This is a genomic window from Roseiarcus fermentans, assembly GCF_003315135.1.
Lineage (GTDB): Bacteria > Pseudomonadota > Alphaproteobacteria > Rhizobiales > Beijerinckiaceae > Roseiarcus > Roseiarcus fermentans.
On the sequence record NZ_QNRK01000004.1, the window covers coordinates 147,616 to 162,072 of the forward strand.

Consider the following 14,457-nt stretch of genomic DNA (forward strand, 5'->3'; position numbering starts at 1 on the left):
CTATGAAAGAAGATAATCTTGTAATTACGTATCTTACATTGAGGCGGTCGACAGCAAGACAGATCTCTCCCCGTAACAATGCTGTGAACGTGAGGATCCGCCGCGAGCCGGTTAAGAGAAAACCATGAGCCACAACCGTCCGCGGCGCTCCCGACCCGGAATCCGGCCGAGGCCGCGACGCGAGATCCCCGTAACGCCGGGCGAGAACCTTGGTTCCGCGCGCCGCTGACAAATTCGCTGGGGTCAGCGCGGGCGGTTGCGCCCGTAGCGCTCGTGGCTCGAAACCCAGTCGCCGGCCAGCACGGCGCACGAGAGCGAGATGTCGCCGGCGAGCGCCATGGCGGCGCAGATTTCTGCGAGCTTGTCCGCCTTGCCGGCGCCCTGGCAGCCCATGATCGCGAGGCACTCGCTCTGGGTCGAAAGTCCGGTCCCGCCGCCGACGGTGGCGACGATCAGGGCGGGCAGGGTGATCGACCAGTAGTAGTCGCCGCTGTCGAGGAGCTGGGCGTAGACGATGGCGGCGTGCGATTCGGCGACGTTGGCGGCGTCCTGTCCGGTGGCGATGAACAGGGCCGCGAGGCCGTTGGCCGCGTGGGCGCCGTTGTTGGCCGATCCGGCCAGGAATGCGCCGGCCTGGCTGACTTGCCGGGCGTAGAAGAGGTCCTCCGGCTCGACCCGCATCAGGCGCTTCAGCGGCTCCCGGCCGATGACCGCCTCGGCCACGACCCGCCGGCCGCGGGTGGCGATGACGTTCATCTGCGAGTGCTTCTTGTCGGTGTCGGTGTTGCCCGACAGGATGTAGCGCGCCCCGCCCGGCCGGTTCGTCCGGATCCATTCGCAGGCGGCGAAGGCGGCCTTGCCGGACATGTTCTGGCCGGCCGCGTCGCCGGTGGTGAAGTTGAACCGCAGGTGGCGGGTCGGCCCGACCGCGAACTGCTGGATCGAGACGAGCTTTCCCGCGCGCGTGGTGGCCTCGGCGGCGGCCTTGATCGGCTCGAAATGGGCCTCGACCCATTCGCCGAAGGCGCGCGCCTCGCGGGCGTCGTCGAAGATGAACACCGGGCTGCGCTGCATCGACCGGGCGACCACGGTCGCGCGCGCGCCGCCGCATTCGGCCAGAAGCCGCATGCCCCGGTTGTAGCTCGCCACCAGCGTTCCCTCGGTGGTCGCCATGGGAATGTAGAATTCGCCCCGGGCATGTTCGCCCTCGACTCGCAGCGGTCCGGCGAGCCCGATCGGAACCTGCGCCGCGCCGATGAAATTCTCGATGTTGCCCGGCAGCCCCGCCGGGTCGAAGGCGTAGCGCCCGACGTGATCGAGGCGCGCGCCGGTGCGCGCCTCGACGAAGGCGCGGCGCCGGGCGGCCGCCTCGGGTGTGTAATCGTCGTCGCCACGCGGGATGTGCGCGTCCGGATCGGTCATGGCCTGGTTCCTCCGGCGCGCATCGGCCGGCGCGCCACGACCTGTTGTAGCGCCGGACCGCGCGCGTTGCGACGGGCCGCCGAACCCGCAGGAGAAAGGCCAACGACATCAAACGGCTAGGCCGATTCGGCGGACGCCTGGCCGGGGAGGGAGCGGGATGCGGATGCGTCTGCCATTCGCATAATAGATATTATGGAACATAAAGATGCGCCCGGACCGGGCTCGGGCGGCCTCCGTCCGGGTTGGCCTGCCGGACCCCGCGGTCGCTTTCGTGGCCGAAGCCAGGTCGGTGCTACGGCTGCGCTTGCCCCCGTGCGGCGGGCGTGTATCCATCGATCGTCCTCGATCCGGTCTGGATCGATCGCCAACCCCTGTCGCCGGGGCCTTGGGCAAGGAACGGAGGCCCTGATGATCCCGGGATACGCCGATCACGCCGCGAACGAACGAACCTTCCTCGCCTGGGTGCGCACCGGGGTCGCGGTCGTCGCGTTCGGGTTCGTGGTCGAGAAATTCAACCTCTTTCTCGTGTCTTTGCTGGACGCCGCCCCGTCGCTCGATCCTGTCCGGCGCTCGCAGCTCGAAAGACTCGCCGGCCCCTCGACGCATTACGAAGGTCTGGCGCTCCTCGTCGTCGGCGTCGTCCTGCTGATCGTCGCGACCATCCGGTTCGTCCGCACGGAACGATTGCTCGCGGACCCGGCCGCGCACCCGATCTCCGGCGTGCGAACCGAAGTCTTGCTGTCGGCGGCGTTGATGGCGATCGTGGCGGGTCTGACCGTGCTGCTCGCGCTCGCCGGATAGAGCGCGACGCCGTCCCGTCGACGCGGGCTCAAACCTGCAGCCGTTCCCCGCCCGACGACGGCGCGCCGTGCGCGAAGTGGCCCAGCCGCAGCGCCGCGATGGCGTCGCGGGCGCTCTCCCGGGCGAGTTGCAGCGGCGCGAATTTCTCGTAAGCCGTGCTGCGTTGGTAGCCGAGCCCGGTCATTTCGAAAGTCAGCGCGCGCAGCTCCGCGGACAGCGGGACCGCATCGGCGGGGTCGGTCGAGGCTTCGGCGCGCTCGGTGAGGTCCCTCAGGCGCCCGAGCAGGTCGAGCAACGGGTCCGGCGCGCCCTTGGTCAGGAAGGCGGCGGCGGCAGCGAACACCGAGGTCGCCATCCCGCCCAGAAGGCCGATGTTCCAGATCTGATCGCTGAACAGCGTCCCCCAGCTGGTGTCGGTGTCGTCCAGATAGTCCTGCGTTCCCGCATGGATGGGATAGCGCGAGTCGTCGTCCTTGTCGGGCGCCGAGATCAGGCTCGCCACCGGAACCTCGCGCGCCAGCTCGCCGTGTCGCTCGATCAGGCTGCGGGTGATCTCCTTGATGGCGTTGTCGTACACGCGCTGGCGAAACGGTCCCGTGGGGCCGGCGTTGGCGACGAGCGCCGTCTTGACGCCGATGGTGTCGACGTCGTCGTCGGGAATGCCGAGACGAGGAAAGGCGTCGCTGCCGATGGTCTCGGTGCTCCCGGCGGGCGTCGCGCTGTCGACGTCGCCGACGTCGACGCTGAGGATCGACGGCGGGTTCTTGCGCGTGCCGGCGACGGAATTCACCACCGCCTGGACGTCGGGATCCGAGGGCGCGCCGGCGATCACGACGACGTCGATGTGGCCTTCCCGGGTCAGGCCGAGGACGTCGTCGGCGGAAATGAGATCGATGCGAACGTCCATCGGCCGGATTCCCACGGCGTCGAGAACCTTCAGGAGACCGGGCAGGTCGAGCGGAGAGCGGGCGACGAGGCCGATGCGACGGCGCTTCACGTCGGTCAGGCTGTCGAGGTTCAGGCGGGCCGGCGCAACGGCGATCAGGACGCTGGTGCGCAGCAGGGCGACGACGCCGGCGCTCGGGGGCAACACGTCGTCGAGCCGCACGACCGCGAGATCGACGTCCCCCTTCCCCAAGAGCCGGTTGTTGTCGTGCAGGTCGGCCGTCGGAACCACGTCCAGGCGAACGCCGGCGTGGGTGAGGTCGAGCGTACGGTTGAACGCCGTCATCAGCTTGGCGTCCGCCCCGCCCGCAGGCCCCACGGCCACGCGCAGGTGCAGCGGCGTCGACCACATGCGAAAGGCGGCGGCGCCGATCGTCACGGCCGCCACCAGCGCCGCCGCGAGCAGCAGCACGCGGGAAAGAGGGATCTTCATGGCGCTCCTCGCCGGATTGGCTGGAAGCGACTGTTGAAGATCGCAACGCCGCCGTCAACCCGCCTCCGGCTGGCGGGCGGGACGCCCGGCGCCGCGCCCTTCCCGGTCACCGGGTCTCGTCGTAGCGCCGCTGCGCGCGCTGGACGTCGCCGATATGGTCGCGCGCCCACCTCTGGAGGCCCTCGAGCGTGTCGCAAAGCGTCCGCCCGAGCGGCGTGACCGCGTATTCGACCGAAACCGGCGCGGTGGGCAGGACGGTGCGGGCGATCAGCCCGTCGCGCTCCATCGCCTTCAGCGTCTGGGACAGCATCTTCTGCGTCAGGCCTTCAATGTCCCGGCGCAAGCTATTGAAACGTCGCGGGCGTTCGCAGACGAGCCCGAGCACCAGGACGGTCCATCGGTCGCCGATCCGGTCGAGCAGCAGGCGGGTTGGGCAATTCCGAGCGTACGGATCGGGGCGCGGCGGCGGCGGTTCCCCGCCGGAAACCTGGTCTCCGAAAAGTGCTGTCTTTACAAGCGCGGCCTCGTCCATCACGATCGCTCCGATACCTGGTATCGAAACCATACCGCATAGGAGCCAGCCATGAAAGTCGCGCTCATCGGCGCTTCCGGCCAAGCCGGATCGCGCATTCTCGCCGAACTCTCCGCCCGTGGGCACGCCATCACCGCGATCGCCCGCCATCCGGACAAGATCGCAGCCCTTCCCGGCGTGACCGCCGTCGCCGGCGACGTCTACGACCAGGCCGGGCTCGTCGCCCTGATTCGCGGCCACGACGCGGTGATCAGCTCGGTCCACTACACCGACAGCGATCCGGCCGGGATTCTCGCGGCCGTGCGGGAGTCGGGGGTCAAGCGCTATTTCGTCGTCGGCGGCGCCGGCAGCCTCGAGGTCGCGCCGGGCGTGAGACTGATCGACACGCCGCAATTTCCGGAGTTGTACAGGGCCGAGGCGACCAAGGGGGGCGAATTTCTCGAGCTCCTGCGCGCGACCGCGGGCGATCTCGACTGGACCTTCCTGTCGCCGGCGGCGATGTTCGTGCCCGGCGAGCGCACCGGAAAATTCCGCGTCGGCAAGGACCAGCTCCTGGCCAACGACCAGGGCAGCAGCATCTCGTTCGAGGATTACGCGATCGCCGCGGTCGACGAGCTGGAAAAGCCGGCCCACGTCCGCGAGCGGTTCACCGTCGGATATTGACCGGGCCGCAAGGGCAGGGCGGCCCCCTGCCCTTGCCGGTTGAACGAAGCCGCCGGCATGGGGCATGGTGGGCGTCCACGAGGGGGCCGACGCCATGACGGAACCGAAGACGATTCTCGAGCTCGCCGGACGGACGATCCCGCCGACGCCGCTCGGCGACGCGACGCTGGTGCTGATCGATTACCCGAACGAGTATGTCGACGGGCCGCTGAAGCTCACCGGCGTCGAGGCGGCGATCGAACGCGCGGCGGCGCTGCTCCAGGCGGCGCGCCGGGCCGGCGCGCGGATCATCCACGTCGCCCACAAGGGGGCGCCGGGCGGCCTGTTCGATCGGACCCAGGCGCGCGGCGCCTTCATCGCCGCGCTGGCGCCCGCCGAGGGCGAGGCGGTCGTCGAAAAGACCTTCGCCAGCGCGTTCGCCGGGACGGCGCTCGAAAGCCTGATCGGCGCCGCCGGATCGCCGGTCGTGTTCGCCGGCTTCATGACCCACAATTGCCTGTCGTCGACGGTGCGGGCGGGAATCGAGCGCGGCTACGCGATGACCGTCGCCGCCGACGCCTGTGCGACCCGCGACCTGCCGCTGGCCGGCCGCGTCGTGCCCGCCGCCGACTTGCACGCGGCGGAGCTCGCGGGCCTCGCAGACACGCACGCCGCGATTCGGACGGCGGCCGAGATCGCGGGCTGAGCGGCCGCGGCGCTCGGCGTCAGGCGAGCGCCCTGCCCGCTTCCGTCGCCGCCTTCCCCTCGTCGAGGCGGCCGGTGCGGACGTCGTAGACCGGCAGTTTCCCGGCGCGAGCGGATGCCCGCGATGCGCCGGACGTCCTGGAGGACGCTCGCCGCCCGATCCTCGATGGTGCGCCACTTGATGAAATGACCGGCGGCCTGGCCGCCGCGGCGATGCGGATTCGACCCCGTCTCGCCGAATCAACGCCTGACATTTTCCCTCAGTGCGTCAAGATGTTCCGTCAGAAAATCGAGGCGATCGTTACCCCAGAATACTTCGGCGCCGACGACAAAAGTGGGAACGCCAAAGGCCCCGTCGCTCTCGGCTGCTTTGGCGTTTTCTTCCAGTTTTGTCAGATTTTCGGGGTTCTGTATTGCCGCGTTCAAATCATCCGGCGACAAGCCGGCGCGTTGCGCAGCGCGAACCAGAAATTCCAACTGCCCGATGTCATGGCCGAACTCCCATTCTTCGCGCATCACCTCCACGATATATGGCTGCAGAACGCCGAGGCGTTCAGCTTCCAGCGAACCAAGGGCCGCGTTGGTCGGGTCTGTTGTGCTCGGCGGCGGCACAAAGCCGATATTCATCCGTCGGCACCAGCGAGCAACATCCTGTCGCGTGATCGGCAGTTTGTAGGACGCCCGCTCCGGAGAAGACCGGCCGTTCCATCCGCCCAACGGGCGCCACAACACTTGGATATCCGGAGCGAGGAGAACGTCGAACATTCTTTTCGACGCCAGATAACAATATGGGCTGCGGAAGTTGAAATACACCTTGACTGGAATATCAACCATCGATTGAGCCTTTTTCGAGTTTTGGAAGCGCAAGAGCGTAAGAGGGGCGGTCGCGAACCCGGTCAAACCAGCCGGCCAAAGCTTTCCTGTCTCGGTCAAAGCCGATCGCGTAGGTTTCAGCAAGGCCAAAGCGCGGCAAGAAAGCGCAATCAGCCAATGTGAAACATTCGCCAGCCATGAAGCGATGATCGTCCAAAGTCCGTTCAATCCAATCCAGGTTCTGGCACGCGCAGTCCATGGTCCGGGAGCAGAGCGGCGGCGACCTGCCCTTGTGAGGCTGCGGGTCTGGCGACGGTGTGCGTCGGGTTCAGAGTCAGTCGTTGACGTCCGTTCGCGCAAAATCTTCACCGACGTAAAGCAGGCGCGCACCTGACAGGCGCGCGGCGCCGTAAGACAGGCAGTCGCCCATGTTCAGCCCATGACGTCCCCTGCCGAACTCCTGGCGCGCTGAAGCTGCGAAAGCCACGGCGCCAGCGGGGTAGTCGGTGATCGCGATGTTCAGGCGGGACGCCATGCCGAGCACGATTTCATGGGCGGCCTTCGGCGAGGCCGTCAGTTCGCGAACCAATGCCAAAGACGCTTCGAAGACGTTGATGCATGTCGTAAATGCCTTTGCGGAGACGACCAGCTCCGCCAGAGGCTCCCAGCCCGGCTCCTCGAGCACAATGGCGACGAGAGCAGAGGTCTCGACCATGAGAGTCGGCGTCACTCGCCCCACTCGCCATCAAAGAACGCCTTGTCCGCCTTCTGTCCCGTCCGAGCAAACGTCCGAACCTGCCGATGGATGTCCTTGAGCCGATCAACGACGGTGAGCGCGCGGTCGTCCCGCGCAAGCGCCTCCTCACAGGCGACGCGCACCGCTTCCGTCAGCGTCAGGCTTCGCACATGCGCCAGTCGCCGCACGGCATCGTTTGCGGCCTTGTCCTTGATGTGGAGAGGCATGGTGTACCAGCGGCAGTGTACATGAATTTCCGCCTAATATACACCGCCTCTTGAATGTTGCAAGGTTGATCGTCCTTGCGCCCCCTACCCTCCCAAGAGCTCCGCCAGCGTCAGCGCCACCACCTCCGTCGCCTTGAAGAGATCCGACAGCGGCAGCCGCTCGTCGGCGCGGTGGGCGTTGGCTTCCTCGATCGTGTGCGGGCCGGCGCCGTAGAGCACGATCGGGACGCCGGCCTTCGCGTAGTGGCGGGCGTCGGTGTAAAGCGGCACGCCCGAGGCCGCGACGGTTTCTCCCATGATCGCGGTGGCGTGGCGGCAGAGGATCTCGGTCAGCTGTTCGCCGGCCGACGTCGGCGTCAGCGGCTCGGCAAGCAAAATGCGGTTGACCGCGACCTTCGCCTGCGGGTGGAGCTCGGCGGCGCGGGCGATGACGGCGCGCAGCTCCGCCTCGACCTCGGCCGGGTTTTCTTCCGGGACCATGCGGCGGTCGAGCCGGAACGTGATCCGGTCCGGCACCACGTTGGTGTTGATCCCGCCCGCGATCAGCCCGACCGTCATCTGCGGCGAACCGATGCCGGGAACTTTCGAGACCCGCGCCGCCAGGCCCCCGCGCCAGCCGTACAAAGCGGTCAGGATCGCGTTCGCCGCCTCCAGCGCGTCCACGCCGGTAAAGGGCCGGGCGGCGTGCGCCGAGCGGCCCAGCACCTCGACTTCGAGGTGCAGGCAGCCGTTGTGCGCGGTGACGACGGCGTAGGAGAAGCCGGCGCCGATCGCGAGGTCGGGCTTCGACAGGCCCTGCTCCAGAATATAGCGCGGGCCGATCTCGCCGCCCGCCTCCTCGTCATAGGTGACGTGCAGTTCGACCGTCCCGTTCAGCGGCGCGCCGCTTTTCTCCAGCGCCGCAATCGCGAAGGCGTAGGTAGCGATGTCGGACTTCGACACCGCCGCCCCGCGCCCGACCATCCAGCCGTCGACGATTTCGGCCCCGTAGGGGTCGCGGGTCCAGCCGGTTCCCGGCGGCACCACGTCGCCGTGGGCGTTGAGCGCGATCGTCGGCCCACCCTGCCCGAAGGTCTTGCGCACGATCAGGTTGGTGGCCGAGATCATGCCGTTGGCCTTGACCGGCGCGTCGGGAACCTTGTGCCGCTCGACCGCGAAGCCGAGGCCTTCGATGAGGCTCGCCACCGCCTCGGCCGACCGATCGCAGTCGCCCGGCGGGTTGTCCGACGGAACCTTGACGATCTCGGCCAGGAACCGGGTCTCGGCGTCCCGGTTCAAGCGCAAAAATTCGCGGATGGCGGTTTCGGCCGTCATGAACATATCCCCCTCAAGCTTCGAAGCCTTCGACCCGCATCCCGTCGTAGGCCGGAACGACGTGCTCCGGCAGGCGCTTGCGCAGGGTTTCGTAGTCGAGGTCGGTATGCAGGTTGGTCAGGATCGCCCGCTTCGGCCGCATCGCCTCGATTTCGGCCAGCGCCTCGTCGAGGGTGAAGTGCGACGGGTGGGTGCGGTAGCGCAGCGCGTCGATAATCCACACGTCGAGCCCCTCGAGCAAGGGCCGGCTCGCCGCGGGAATGCGTTTCACGTCAGGCGAATAGGCGAGGTTGCCGATGCGGAACCCGAGCGCGTTGATCTCGCCGTGGTCGAGGTCGAACGGCGTCGCCTCGATCGCGCCGCCGCGGCCCTCGACCTTGCACGCACTCCCGGCGCGCAGCCGGATGTCGGTCGCCATGGGAGGATAGGAACTCCCCTCGGGCGTCTCGAAAATATAGGAAAAAGCGGTCCGGACCCGCAGCGCGGTCGGCTCGTCCATGTAGACGTCGATCCGCCCGCCCGCCTCGAGAAACAGCGGCCTGAGATCGTCGATGCCGTGGATGTGGTCGGCGTGCGGATGGGTAAGCAGGACGGCGTCGAGATGGCGCACGTCGACCCCGAGCAACTGGTCGCGCAGATCCGGCCCAGCGTCGATCAGGACCGTGGTCGCGCCGCCCTCGGCCACGCGCTCGACCAGCATCGCGCAGCGGCGGCGGCGGTTCTTCGGGTTAGCCGGATCGCATTTCCCCCAGCCCTGGCCGACGCGCGGCACGCCGGCGGACGAAGCGCAGCCGAGGATGGTCGCGGTCAGGCTCAAGCGCAGGCGCCCTCGATGCGGGAGAAGAGGCGGAGCGTGTTCAGCCGCGCCGCCTCGGCCAGCGCCTCCGGCGCCATGCCGCGCGCCTCGGCGACGACACGGGCGGTCGCGGCGACGAAGGCCGGCTCGTTGCGCCGGCCCCGGTGCGGGACGGGCGCGAGATAAGGCGCGTCGGTCTCGACCAGCAGGCGGTCGAGCGGAACGTCGCGGGCGATCCTCCGCAGTTCCTCCGCGTTCTTGAAGGTGACGACGCCGGAAAACGAGATCATCAGGCCGAGGTCGAGCGCGGCTTCCGCCAGCGCGCGCGACGAGGTGAAGCAGTGCAGCAGGCCCCGGAACGCGCCCCGCGCCATCTCGTCCTTCAGGATCGCGGCTGTGTCGGCCTCCGCCTCGCGGGTGTGGACGACCAGCGGCAGGTCGAGTTCGCGCGCGAGCGCGATCTGGCCGCGGAAGACCCGCTCGGCGACCTCCGGCGGCGCGTAGTTGTAGTGATAGTCGAGCCCCGCCTCGCCGATGCCGACGCATTTCGGATGGGCGGCGAGCCGGCGCATGGCGGCGAAGTCGCTCGAGGCTTCCTTCGCCGCCTCGTGCGGATGCGCGCCGACGGTGAAGAACACGTCGTCGTAGGCTTCGGCGATCTCGGCGAGCCGCTGCGCCCTGTCGATCCGCGTGCCGATGGTGATCATGGTCTCGACCCCCGCCTCGCGCGCCCGGGCGACGACCGCGTCGAGCTCGTCGGCGAAGTCGGGAAAGTCGAGATGGCAATGGCTGTCGATGAGCCTCACGGCGCGGTCGCCTCGGGCTCGACGTAGCGCGGGAACACCGCCGAGGGGGCGGGAAGCGCCCTGCCCGGCTCGAGCCGGTTCGGCGCGTCGAGCCGACCAGCCGCCTCGCCCGTCTCGAGCGCCGCGAACGTCCGCGCCTCCGGTGGAACGGCGAGCAGGTCGAGCAGCTTGGCCATGCTGCCGGGCATGACCGGCTGCAACAGCGTCGCCGCGATCCGCAGCGTCTCGATGGTGACGTAGAGCACGAGCGCCATCCGCGCCCGGTCGGACTTGGCGAGCTTCCACGGTTCGGCGTTGGCGAAATAGCGGTTCGCCTCGGCGACGACCTCGAACACCGCGGCGACATAGAGGTGGATCTGGAAATTCGCCATGTGACGGCGCGCCTCGCCGATCAGCGCGTCGGCGCGGGCGAGCATCGCCAGGTCCTCGGGCGCGGGCGCGGCGCCGCTCGGGTCGGGGACCCTGCCCTCGCCGTTCTTGGCGATCATGCTGAGCGAGCGCTGGCCGAGGTTGCCGATGTCGTTGGCGAGGTCGGCGTTCATCCGCGCCACGATCGCCTCGTGCGAATAGCTGCCGTCCTGGCCGAACGGCACTTCGCGCAGGAAGAAGTAGCGCACCGGATCGAGGCCGTAGGCCGCCACCAGGCTCGCCGGGCTCACCACGTTGCCGACCGACTTCGACATCTTCTCGCCGCGGTTGAACAGGAAGCCGTGCACCACGACCTGCTTCGGCGCGGGCAGACCCGCCGACATGAGGAAAGCCGGCCAGTAGATGGCGTGGAAGCGGGTGATGTCCTTGCCGATCACGTGGACGTCGGCCGGCCAGTATTTCGCCCGCGGCGCCTCGGCGTCCGGAAAGCCGGTCGCGGTGATGTAGTTGGTCAGCGCGTCGACCCAGACATACATCACGTGTTTCGGGTCGCCCGGCACCGGCACGCCCCAGGAGAAGGCGGTGCGGCTGATCGACAGGTCCGAAAGCCCCCGCTTCACGAAGGCGACGATCTCGTTCAGGTACTTTTCCGGCGTGACGAAGTCCGGGTTGGCGGCGTAATGGGCGAGAAGCCTGTCGGCGTAGGCGGAGAGGCGGAAGAACCAGCTCTCCTCCTCGACCCAATCGACCGGCGCGCCGCTCGGCGCCAGCTTCTTGCCTTCGGGGCCGTCGGTGAGTTCGCTCTCGTCGAAATAGGCCTCGTCGCGCACCGAATACCAGCCGGAATATTTCGACAGGTAGATGTCGCCATTGGCCGCCATGCGCTCCCAGATCGCCTGGACCGAGCGGGCGTGGCGGGGTTGCGTGGTGCGCACGATGTCGTCGGCGCGCGCGTTCAAAAGCTCGCCCATCGCCTCGAATTCGGCCGCGACGCGGTCGACGAATTCCTGCGGCGTCACGCCTTCGCGCGCCGCGGTCTGCTGAACTTTCAGGCCGTACTCGTCCATGCCGGTGACGAACAACGTGTCGCGGCCGTCGAGCCGCATGAACCGCTGGATCGCGTCGGTGGCGATGCGCTCGTAGGCGTGGCCGATGTGCGGCGCGCCGTTGGCGTAGGGGATGGCGGTGGTGATGAAGAAGCGGCTCATGGCCGCATGGTCCTAGAGCATTTTGGCGGGGATGGGAACGTGGGCGCGGAGCCGTTACGGGTTCAGCTCCCGATCCACAATGGCGCGAAGCGGCGGCAGCGCTTCGTGAATGGTCGTCCAAACTCACCGTTCCTGAACGTCCTCGTAGCTGTGTCGATAGATATTGCCGGAACCGGCGACCTGCTTCCAAGGGATTTCCCGAAACCGCTCCTTGAAGGCGGGCGACAGACGACGCGACGCCTCGGAAATGATTTCAAGGCAGCGCGTCACCGCGTAAAATGTCTTGTCGTCGCAAAGAAAGGCGTCGAGGTCGAAGCCGTCAACAAACCGCATCGCGCGAGCGATGTTGTCGCGGATGTCCTCCAGCGCGTCGCGTTCGGCGTCAGAAAGCATAGATCGCGTCGGTCGCCACGCGGCGTCGAAGGCGCGGCTTCAAGGCGTCCCTGTCGATCACGTCGACGGAAGTGTGAAAGAGGCTGGCGACGTAATCCTTCACGCCCGCGTAGTCGAACATGGTGGCGACAATGTCGGGGTCGAGATCGACCAGAATGTCGATGTCGCTGTCGGGTCGCTGCTCGCCGCGCGCAACGGAGCCGAACAGGGCTGCATGCGTAACGCCGCGCGCCCGCAAGTCGCCCTCGCGCGCCTGCAACGTCTTGATGATCTCATCGCGGTTCACGCTGCCGGCCCCGGATGTTATCGCGAATGTCCATGAACGCCAGTTGCGCCCCGTCAGAGAGCATAGGCGGCATCTCGCTCGGCGCAACCTCCGCCATGATGTCGATATCCACGCCCCGCTCGCGCAACGCCCGTTCGTTCTCTGGCAGTCGGTCGAGGATCTCCTGCCTGGTCATGGGCGCCTCGATACCACGAAGGCTGTCGGGTTTCGTCGGCGAAATCAGGCTTCCGAAGAAGTCGCGCCGTTGACGGGCAACTCCCAACCCCGTCATTGCGAGGAGCAACCCCCGGGTCGAAGAGCCCGGGGGGACGAAGCAACCCATGCCGCCGCTTGGCCCCTGCGAAAAAATCGCTCCGTCTTCTGCTCGCAGCGAAGGGCGACGGGACGATGAAAGGGCGCAACAGCGGCCCAGCGGCCCTGGATCGCTTCCCCCCGGGCTCTTCGACCCGGGGGTCGCTCGCGATGACTGCGCTGTTCGCTGCCGGCTTGGGAGTTACGTTGACGGTCGCGTCGGGCGCCCCCGGTCGAAGAGCCGGGCGGGCGCTTGATCCGGCGCCGGGCCAAGGCCGGCGCCGGATCGCGACGGCCTCGCGATCACGGGGTTGGGTTCGTGTGTCCATGCCTTGAATCGATCCTCGAACTTGCAAAATCGTGACCCGCCGGCGCGGATTTCCTTCCCCAAGCGGCGGCGCGCGACCATAAGGCTCCCTTCCCGAAGATTCGTGACGAGGTTTGTTTTCGAATGGTTCCGGTCGCCGTGGGCGTGGATTTCGGCACCACCAATTCCGTCGTCGCGATCGCCGACCGGTCCGGCCGGATCGAGGTCCGCCGGTTCGAGACGCAGGCCGGGGCGGTGGAAGCCTATCGCTCGGCGCTGCTGTTCTACCGCGAGGGGCGGCCGCCGAATGCGACGCTCGCGCACATCTCCGGGCCCGACGCGCTCCTGCGCGCCATGGACATCGACGCCGACCACAGGTTTCTGCAATCGTTGAAGACCCACCTGTCGAGCGCGACGTTGCAAGACACCTATCTGCTCGGCCAGCGGTTTGTGCTCGAGGAGCTGATCGGCGTCTTTCTCTCGGACGTCTTTCCCGAAGGCCTCGGCGACCTGCCGGTCGTCTGCGGCCGACCGGTGGTGTTCGCCGGCGATCGGCCGAACGAAGGTCTGGCGCTGGAGCGGCTGACCGCCGCCTGGGGACGCGCCGGCGTGACGCAAGTCGATTTCGCCTACGAGCCGCTCGGCGCCGCCTACTGGTACGCGCGCACGATCCAGCGGCCGGAAACCGTGCTGGTGGCCGATTTCGGCGGCGGCACCAGCGACTTCTCGGTCATGCGCTTCGAGCCGGGGGGCGCCCGCGCGCGCGCCGAGGCGCTGGCGCACGCCGGCGTCGGCGTGGCCGGCGACACCTTCGATTTCCGCATCGTCGACAATCTGGTGTCGCCCCGGCTCGGCAAAGGGGCGCATTACCGCTCGTTCGGCAAGCTCCTGCCGTTGCCGGCGCGCTACCACGCCGCCTTCGCGCAATGGCACAGGCTGTCGCTGCTCAAGGACCCGCGCACGCTGACCGAACTGCGCCGGCTGGCGAAACAGGCCGAGCGGCCGGCGGAGATCGAGGACCTCGTCCATCTGATCGAAATGGATCTCGGCTACGAGCTCTATCTCGCCGTCTCCAGGGCCAAAGTGCGCCTCTCCACGGCCGAGCGGACGACGTTTCACTTCAAGGCGGGTGATCTCGACATCGCCGCCGAGGTCACCCGTGCGGACTTCGAGCGCTGGATCGCCGCCGACGTCGCGCGCATCGGCGACGCGATCGACCTCGCCCTCGAACGCGCCGGCGTGGCGGTCGGGGCGGTCGACTCCGTCTTCATGACGGGCGGCACGTCCTACGTGCCCGCGGTGCGGACGCTGTTCGAACAGCGCTTCGGCCGCGAGCGGCTGCGCTACGGCGACGCCTTCAATTCGGTCGCGAGCGGCCTTGCGGCGATCGCCGCCGACAGCCTCGGATAGACGACCGGCGGCCCTTCGGCG

General features: G+C 68.0%; 18 protein-coding genes. 4 read left to right on the plus strand and 14 right to left on the minus strand.

Annotated features, from left to right (window positions below; genetic code table 11):
* Positions 1–243 precede the first annotated feature (243 nt).
* The gene (locus tag DFR50_RS04935; RefSeq protein ID WP_113888088.1) at positions 244–1,422 is read right to left on the minus strand and encodes a hydroxymethylglutaryl-CoA reductase; all 1,179 of its coding nucleotides are present in this window, start codon (positions 1,420–1,422) and stop codon (positions 244–246) included.
* A gap of 408 nt (positions 1,423–1,830) precedes the next feature.
* Here DFR50_RS04935 and DFR50_RS04940 point away from each other — a divergent pair, with 408 nt between their 5' ends.
* Positions 1,831–2,223 (plus strand): DUF202 domain-containing protein, encoded by a 393-nt coding sequence (locus tag DFR50_RS04940; protein WP_113888089.1) that lies wholly within the window; start codon positions 1,831–1,833, stop codon positions 2,221–2,223.
* Between the two features lie 28 nt (positions 2,224–2,251).
* Here DFR50_RS04940 and DFR50_RS04945 read toward each other — a convergent pair whose 3' ends face one another.
* Both DFR50_RS04945 and DFR50_RS04950 read right to left on the minus strand, forming a co-directional pair.
* Positions 2,252–3,601, minus strand: coding sequence for a TAXI family TRAP transporter solute-binding subunit (locus DFR50_RS04945; RefSeq protein ID WP_113888090.1), 1,350 nt, complete (start codon positions 3,599–3,601; stop codon positions 2,252–2,254).
* Between the two features lie 106 nt (positions 3,602–3,707).
* A complete protein-coding gene (locus DFR50_RS04950; RefSeq protein WP_210208811.1) occupies positions 3,708–4,133 on the minus strand; it encodes a winged helix-turn-helix transcriptional regulator in 426 nt (141 codons plus the stop codon).
* A 51-nt stretch (positions 4,134–4,184) separates the two neighbouring features.
* On the opposite strand from DFR50_RS04950, the gene DFR50_RS04955 reads away from it, so the two are divergent.
* Both DFR50_RS04955 and DFR50_RS04960 read left to right on the plus strand, forming a co-directional pair.
* Complete coding sequence (locus DFR50_RS04955) at positions 4,185–4,796, plus strand: NAD(P)-dependent oxidoreductase (RefSeq protein WP_113888092.1); 612 nt, start codon at positions 4,185–4,187, stop codon at positions 4,794–4,796.
* Between the two features lie 94 nt (positions 4,797–4,890).
* Positions 4,891–5,481, plus strand: coding sequence for an isochorismatase family protein (locus tag DFR50_RS04960; RefSeq protein WP_113888171.1), 591 nt, complete (start codon positions 4,891–4,893; stop codon positions 5,479–5,481).
* 239 nt (positions 5,482–5,720) lie between these two features.
* Here DFR50_RS04960 and DFR50_RS04965 read toward each other — a convergent pair whose 3' ends face one another.
* The 11 genes from DFR50_RS04965 to DFR50_RS31220 form a co-directional block, all read right to left on the minus strand.
* Positions 5,721–6,314: a 2-hydroxychromene-2-carboxylate isomerase gene (locus DFR50_RS04965; RefSeq protein WP_113888093.1), complete on the minus strand. Its 594-nt coding sequence runs from the start codon at positions 6,312–6,314 to the stop codon at positions 5,721–5,723.
* The gene (locus tag DFR50_RS33530) at positions 6,307–6,552 is read right to left on the minus strand and encodes a glutathione S-transferase family protein (protein ID WP_113888094.1); all 246 of its coding nucleotides are present in this window, start codon (positions 6,550–6,552) and stop codon (positions 6,307–6,309) included. The genes DFR50_RS04965 and DFR50_RS33530 overlap by 8 nt, the downstream gene beginning before the upstream one ends.
* 75 nt (positions 6,553–6,627) lie before the next feature.
* Positions 6,628–7,023 carry a type II toxin-antitoxin system VapC family toxin gene (locus DFR50_RS04975; protein WP_113888095.1) on the minus strand — a complete coding sequence of 132 codons (396 nt, stop codon included), beginning with the start codon at positions 7,021–7,023 and terminating at the stop codon, positions 6,628–6,630.
* Positions 7,020–7,256, minus strand: coding sequence for a type II toxin-antitoxin system VapB family antitoxin (locus tag DFR50_RS04980; RefSeq protein ID WP_113888096.1), 237 nt, complete (start codon positions 7,254–7,256; stop codon positions 7,020–7,022). Before DFR50_RS04980 ends, DFR50_RS04975 begins: the two co-directional genes overlap by 4 nt.
* 84 nt (positions 7,257–7,340) lie before the next feature.
* Positions 7,341–8,570 (minus strand): M20/M25/M40 family metallo-hydrolase, encoded by a 1,230-nt coding sequence (locus DFR50_RS04985; protein WP_245427315.1) that lies wholly within the window; start codon positions 8,568–8,570, stop codon positions 7,341–7,343.
* A gap of 13 nt (positions 8,571–8,583) precedes the next feature.
* Positions 8,584–9,387: an MBL fold metallo-hydrolase gene (locus DFR50_RS04990; RefSeq protein ID WP_113888098.1), complete on the minus strand. Its 804-nt coding sequence runs from the start codon at positions 9,385–9,387 to the stop codon at positions 8,584–8,586.
* Entirely contained in the window at positions 9,384–10,172 is a 789-nt protein-coding gene (locus DFR50_RS04995; protein ID WP_113888099.1) for a TatD family hydrolase, read from the minus strand. The genes DFR50_RS04990 and DFR50_RS04995 overlap by 4 nt, the downstream gene beginning before the upstream one ends.
* On the minus strand, positions 10,169–11,749 hold the full coding sequence (metG, locus tag DFR50_RS05000; protein ID WP_113888100.1) for a methionine--tRNA ligase: 1,581 nt from the start codon (positions 11,747–11,749) through the stop codon (positions 10,169–10,171). The genes DFR50_RS04995 and metG overlap by 4 nt, the downstream gene beginning before the upstream one ends.
* Positions 11,750–11,872: 123 nt before the next feature.
* Positions 11,873–12,142 carry a HepT-like ribonuclease domain-containing protein gene (locus tag DFR50_RS05005; protein ID WP_245427317.1) on the minus strand — a complete coding sequence of 90 codons (270 nt, stop codon included), beginning with the start codon at positions 12,140–12,142 and terminating at the stop codon, positions 11,873–11,875.
* Positions 12,132–12,428, minus strand: coding sequence for a nucleotidyltransferase family protein (locus tag DFR50_RS05010; RefSeq protein WP_113888101.1), 297 nt, complete (start codon positions 12,426–12,428; stop codon positions 12,132–12,134). The genes DFR50_RS05005 and DFR50_RS05010 overlap by 11 nt, the downstream gene beginning before the upstream one ends.
* Positions 12,415–12,603 carry a hypothetical protein gene (locus DFR50_RS31220; RefSeq protein WP_147262655.1) on the minus strand — a complete coding sequence of 63 codons (189 nt, stop codon included), beginning with the start codon at positions 12,601–12,603 and terminating at the stop codon, positions 12,415–12,417. The genes DFR50_RS05010 and DFR50_RS31220 overlap by 14 nt, the downstream gene beginning before the upstream one ends.
* A 567-nt stretch (positions 12,604–13,170) precedes the next feature.
* Here DFR50_RS31220 and DFR50_RS05020 point away from each other — a divergent pair.
* Positions 13,171–14,436, plus strand: a complete 1,266-nt coding sequence (locus DFR50_RS05020; RefSeq protein WP_113888103.1) for an Hsp70 family protein — start codon at positions 13,171–13,173, stop codon at positions 14,434–14,436.
* The last annotated feature ends 21 nt before the right edge of the window (positions 14,437–14,457 follow it).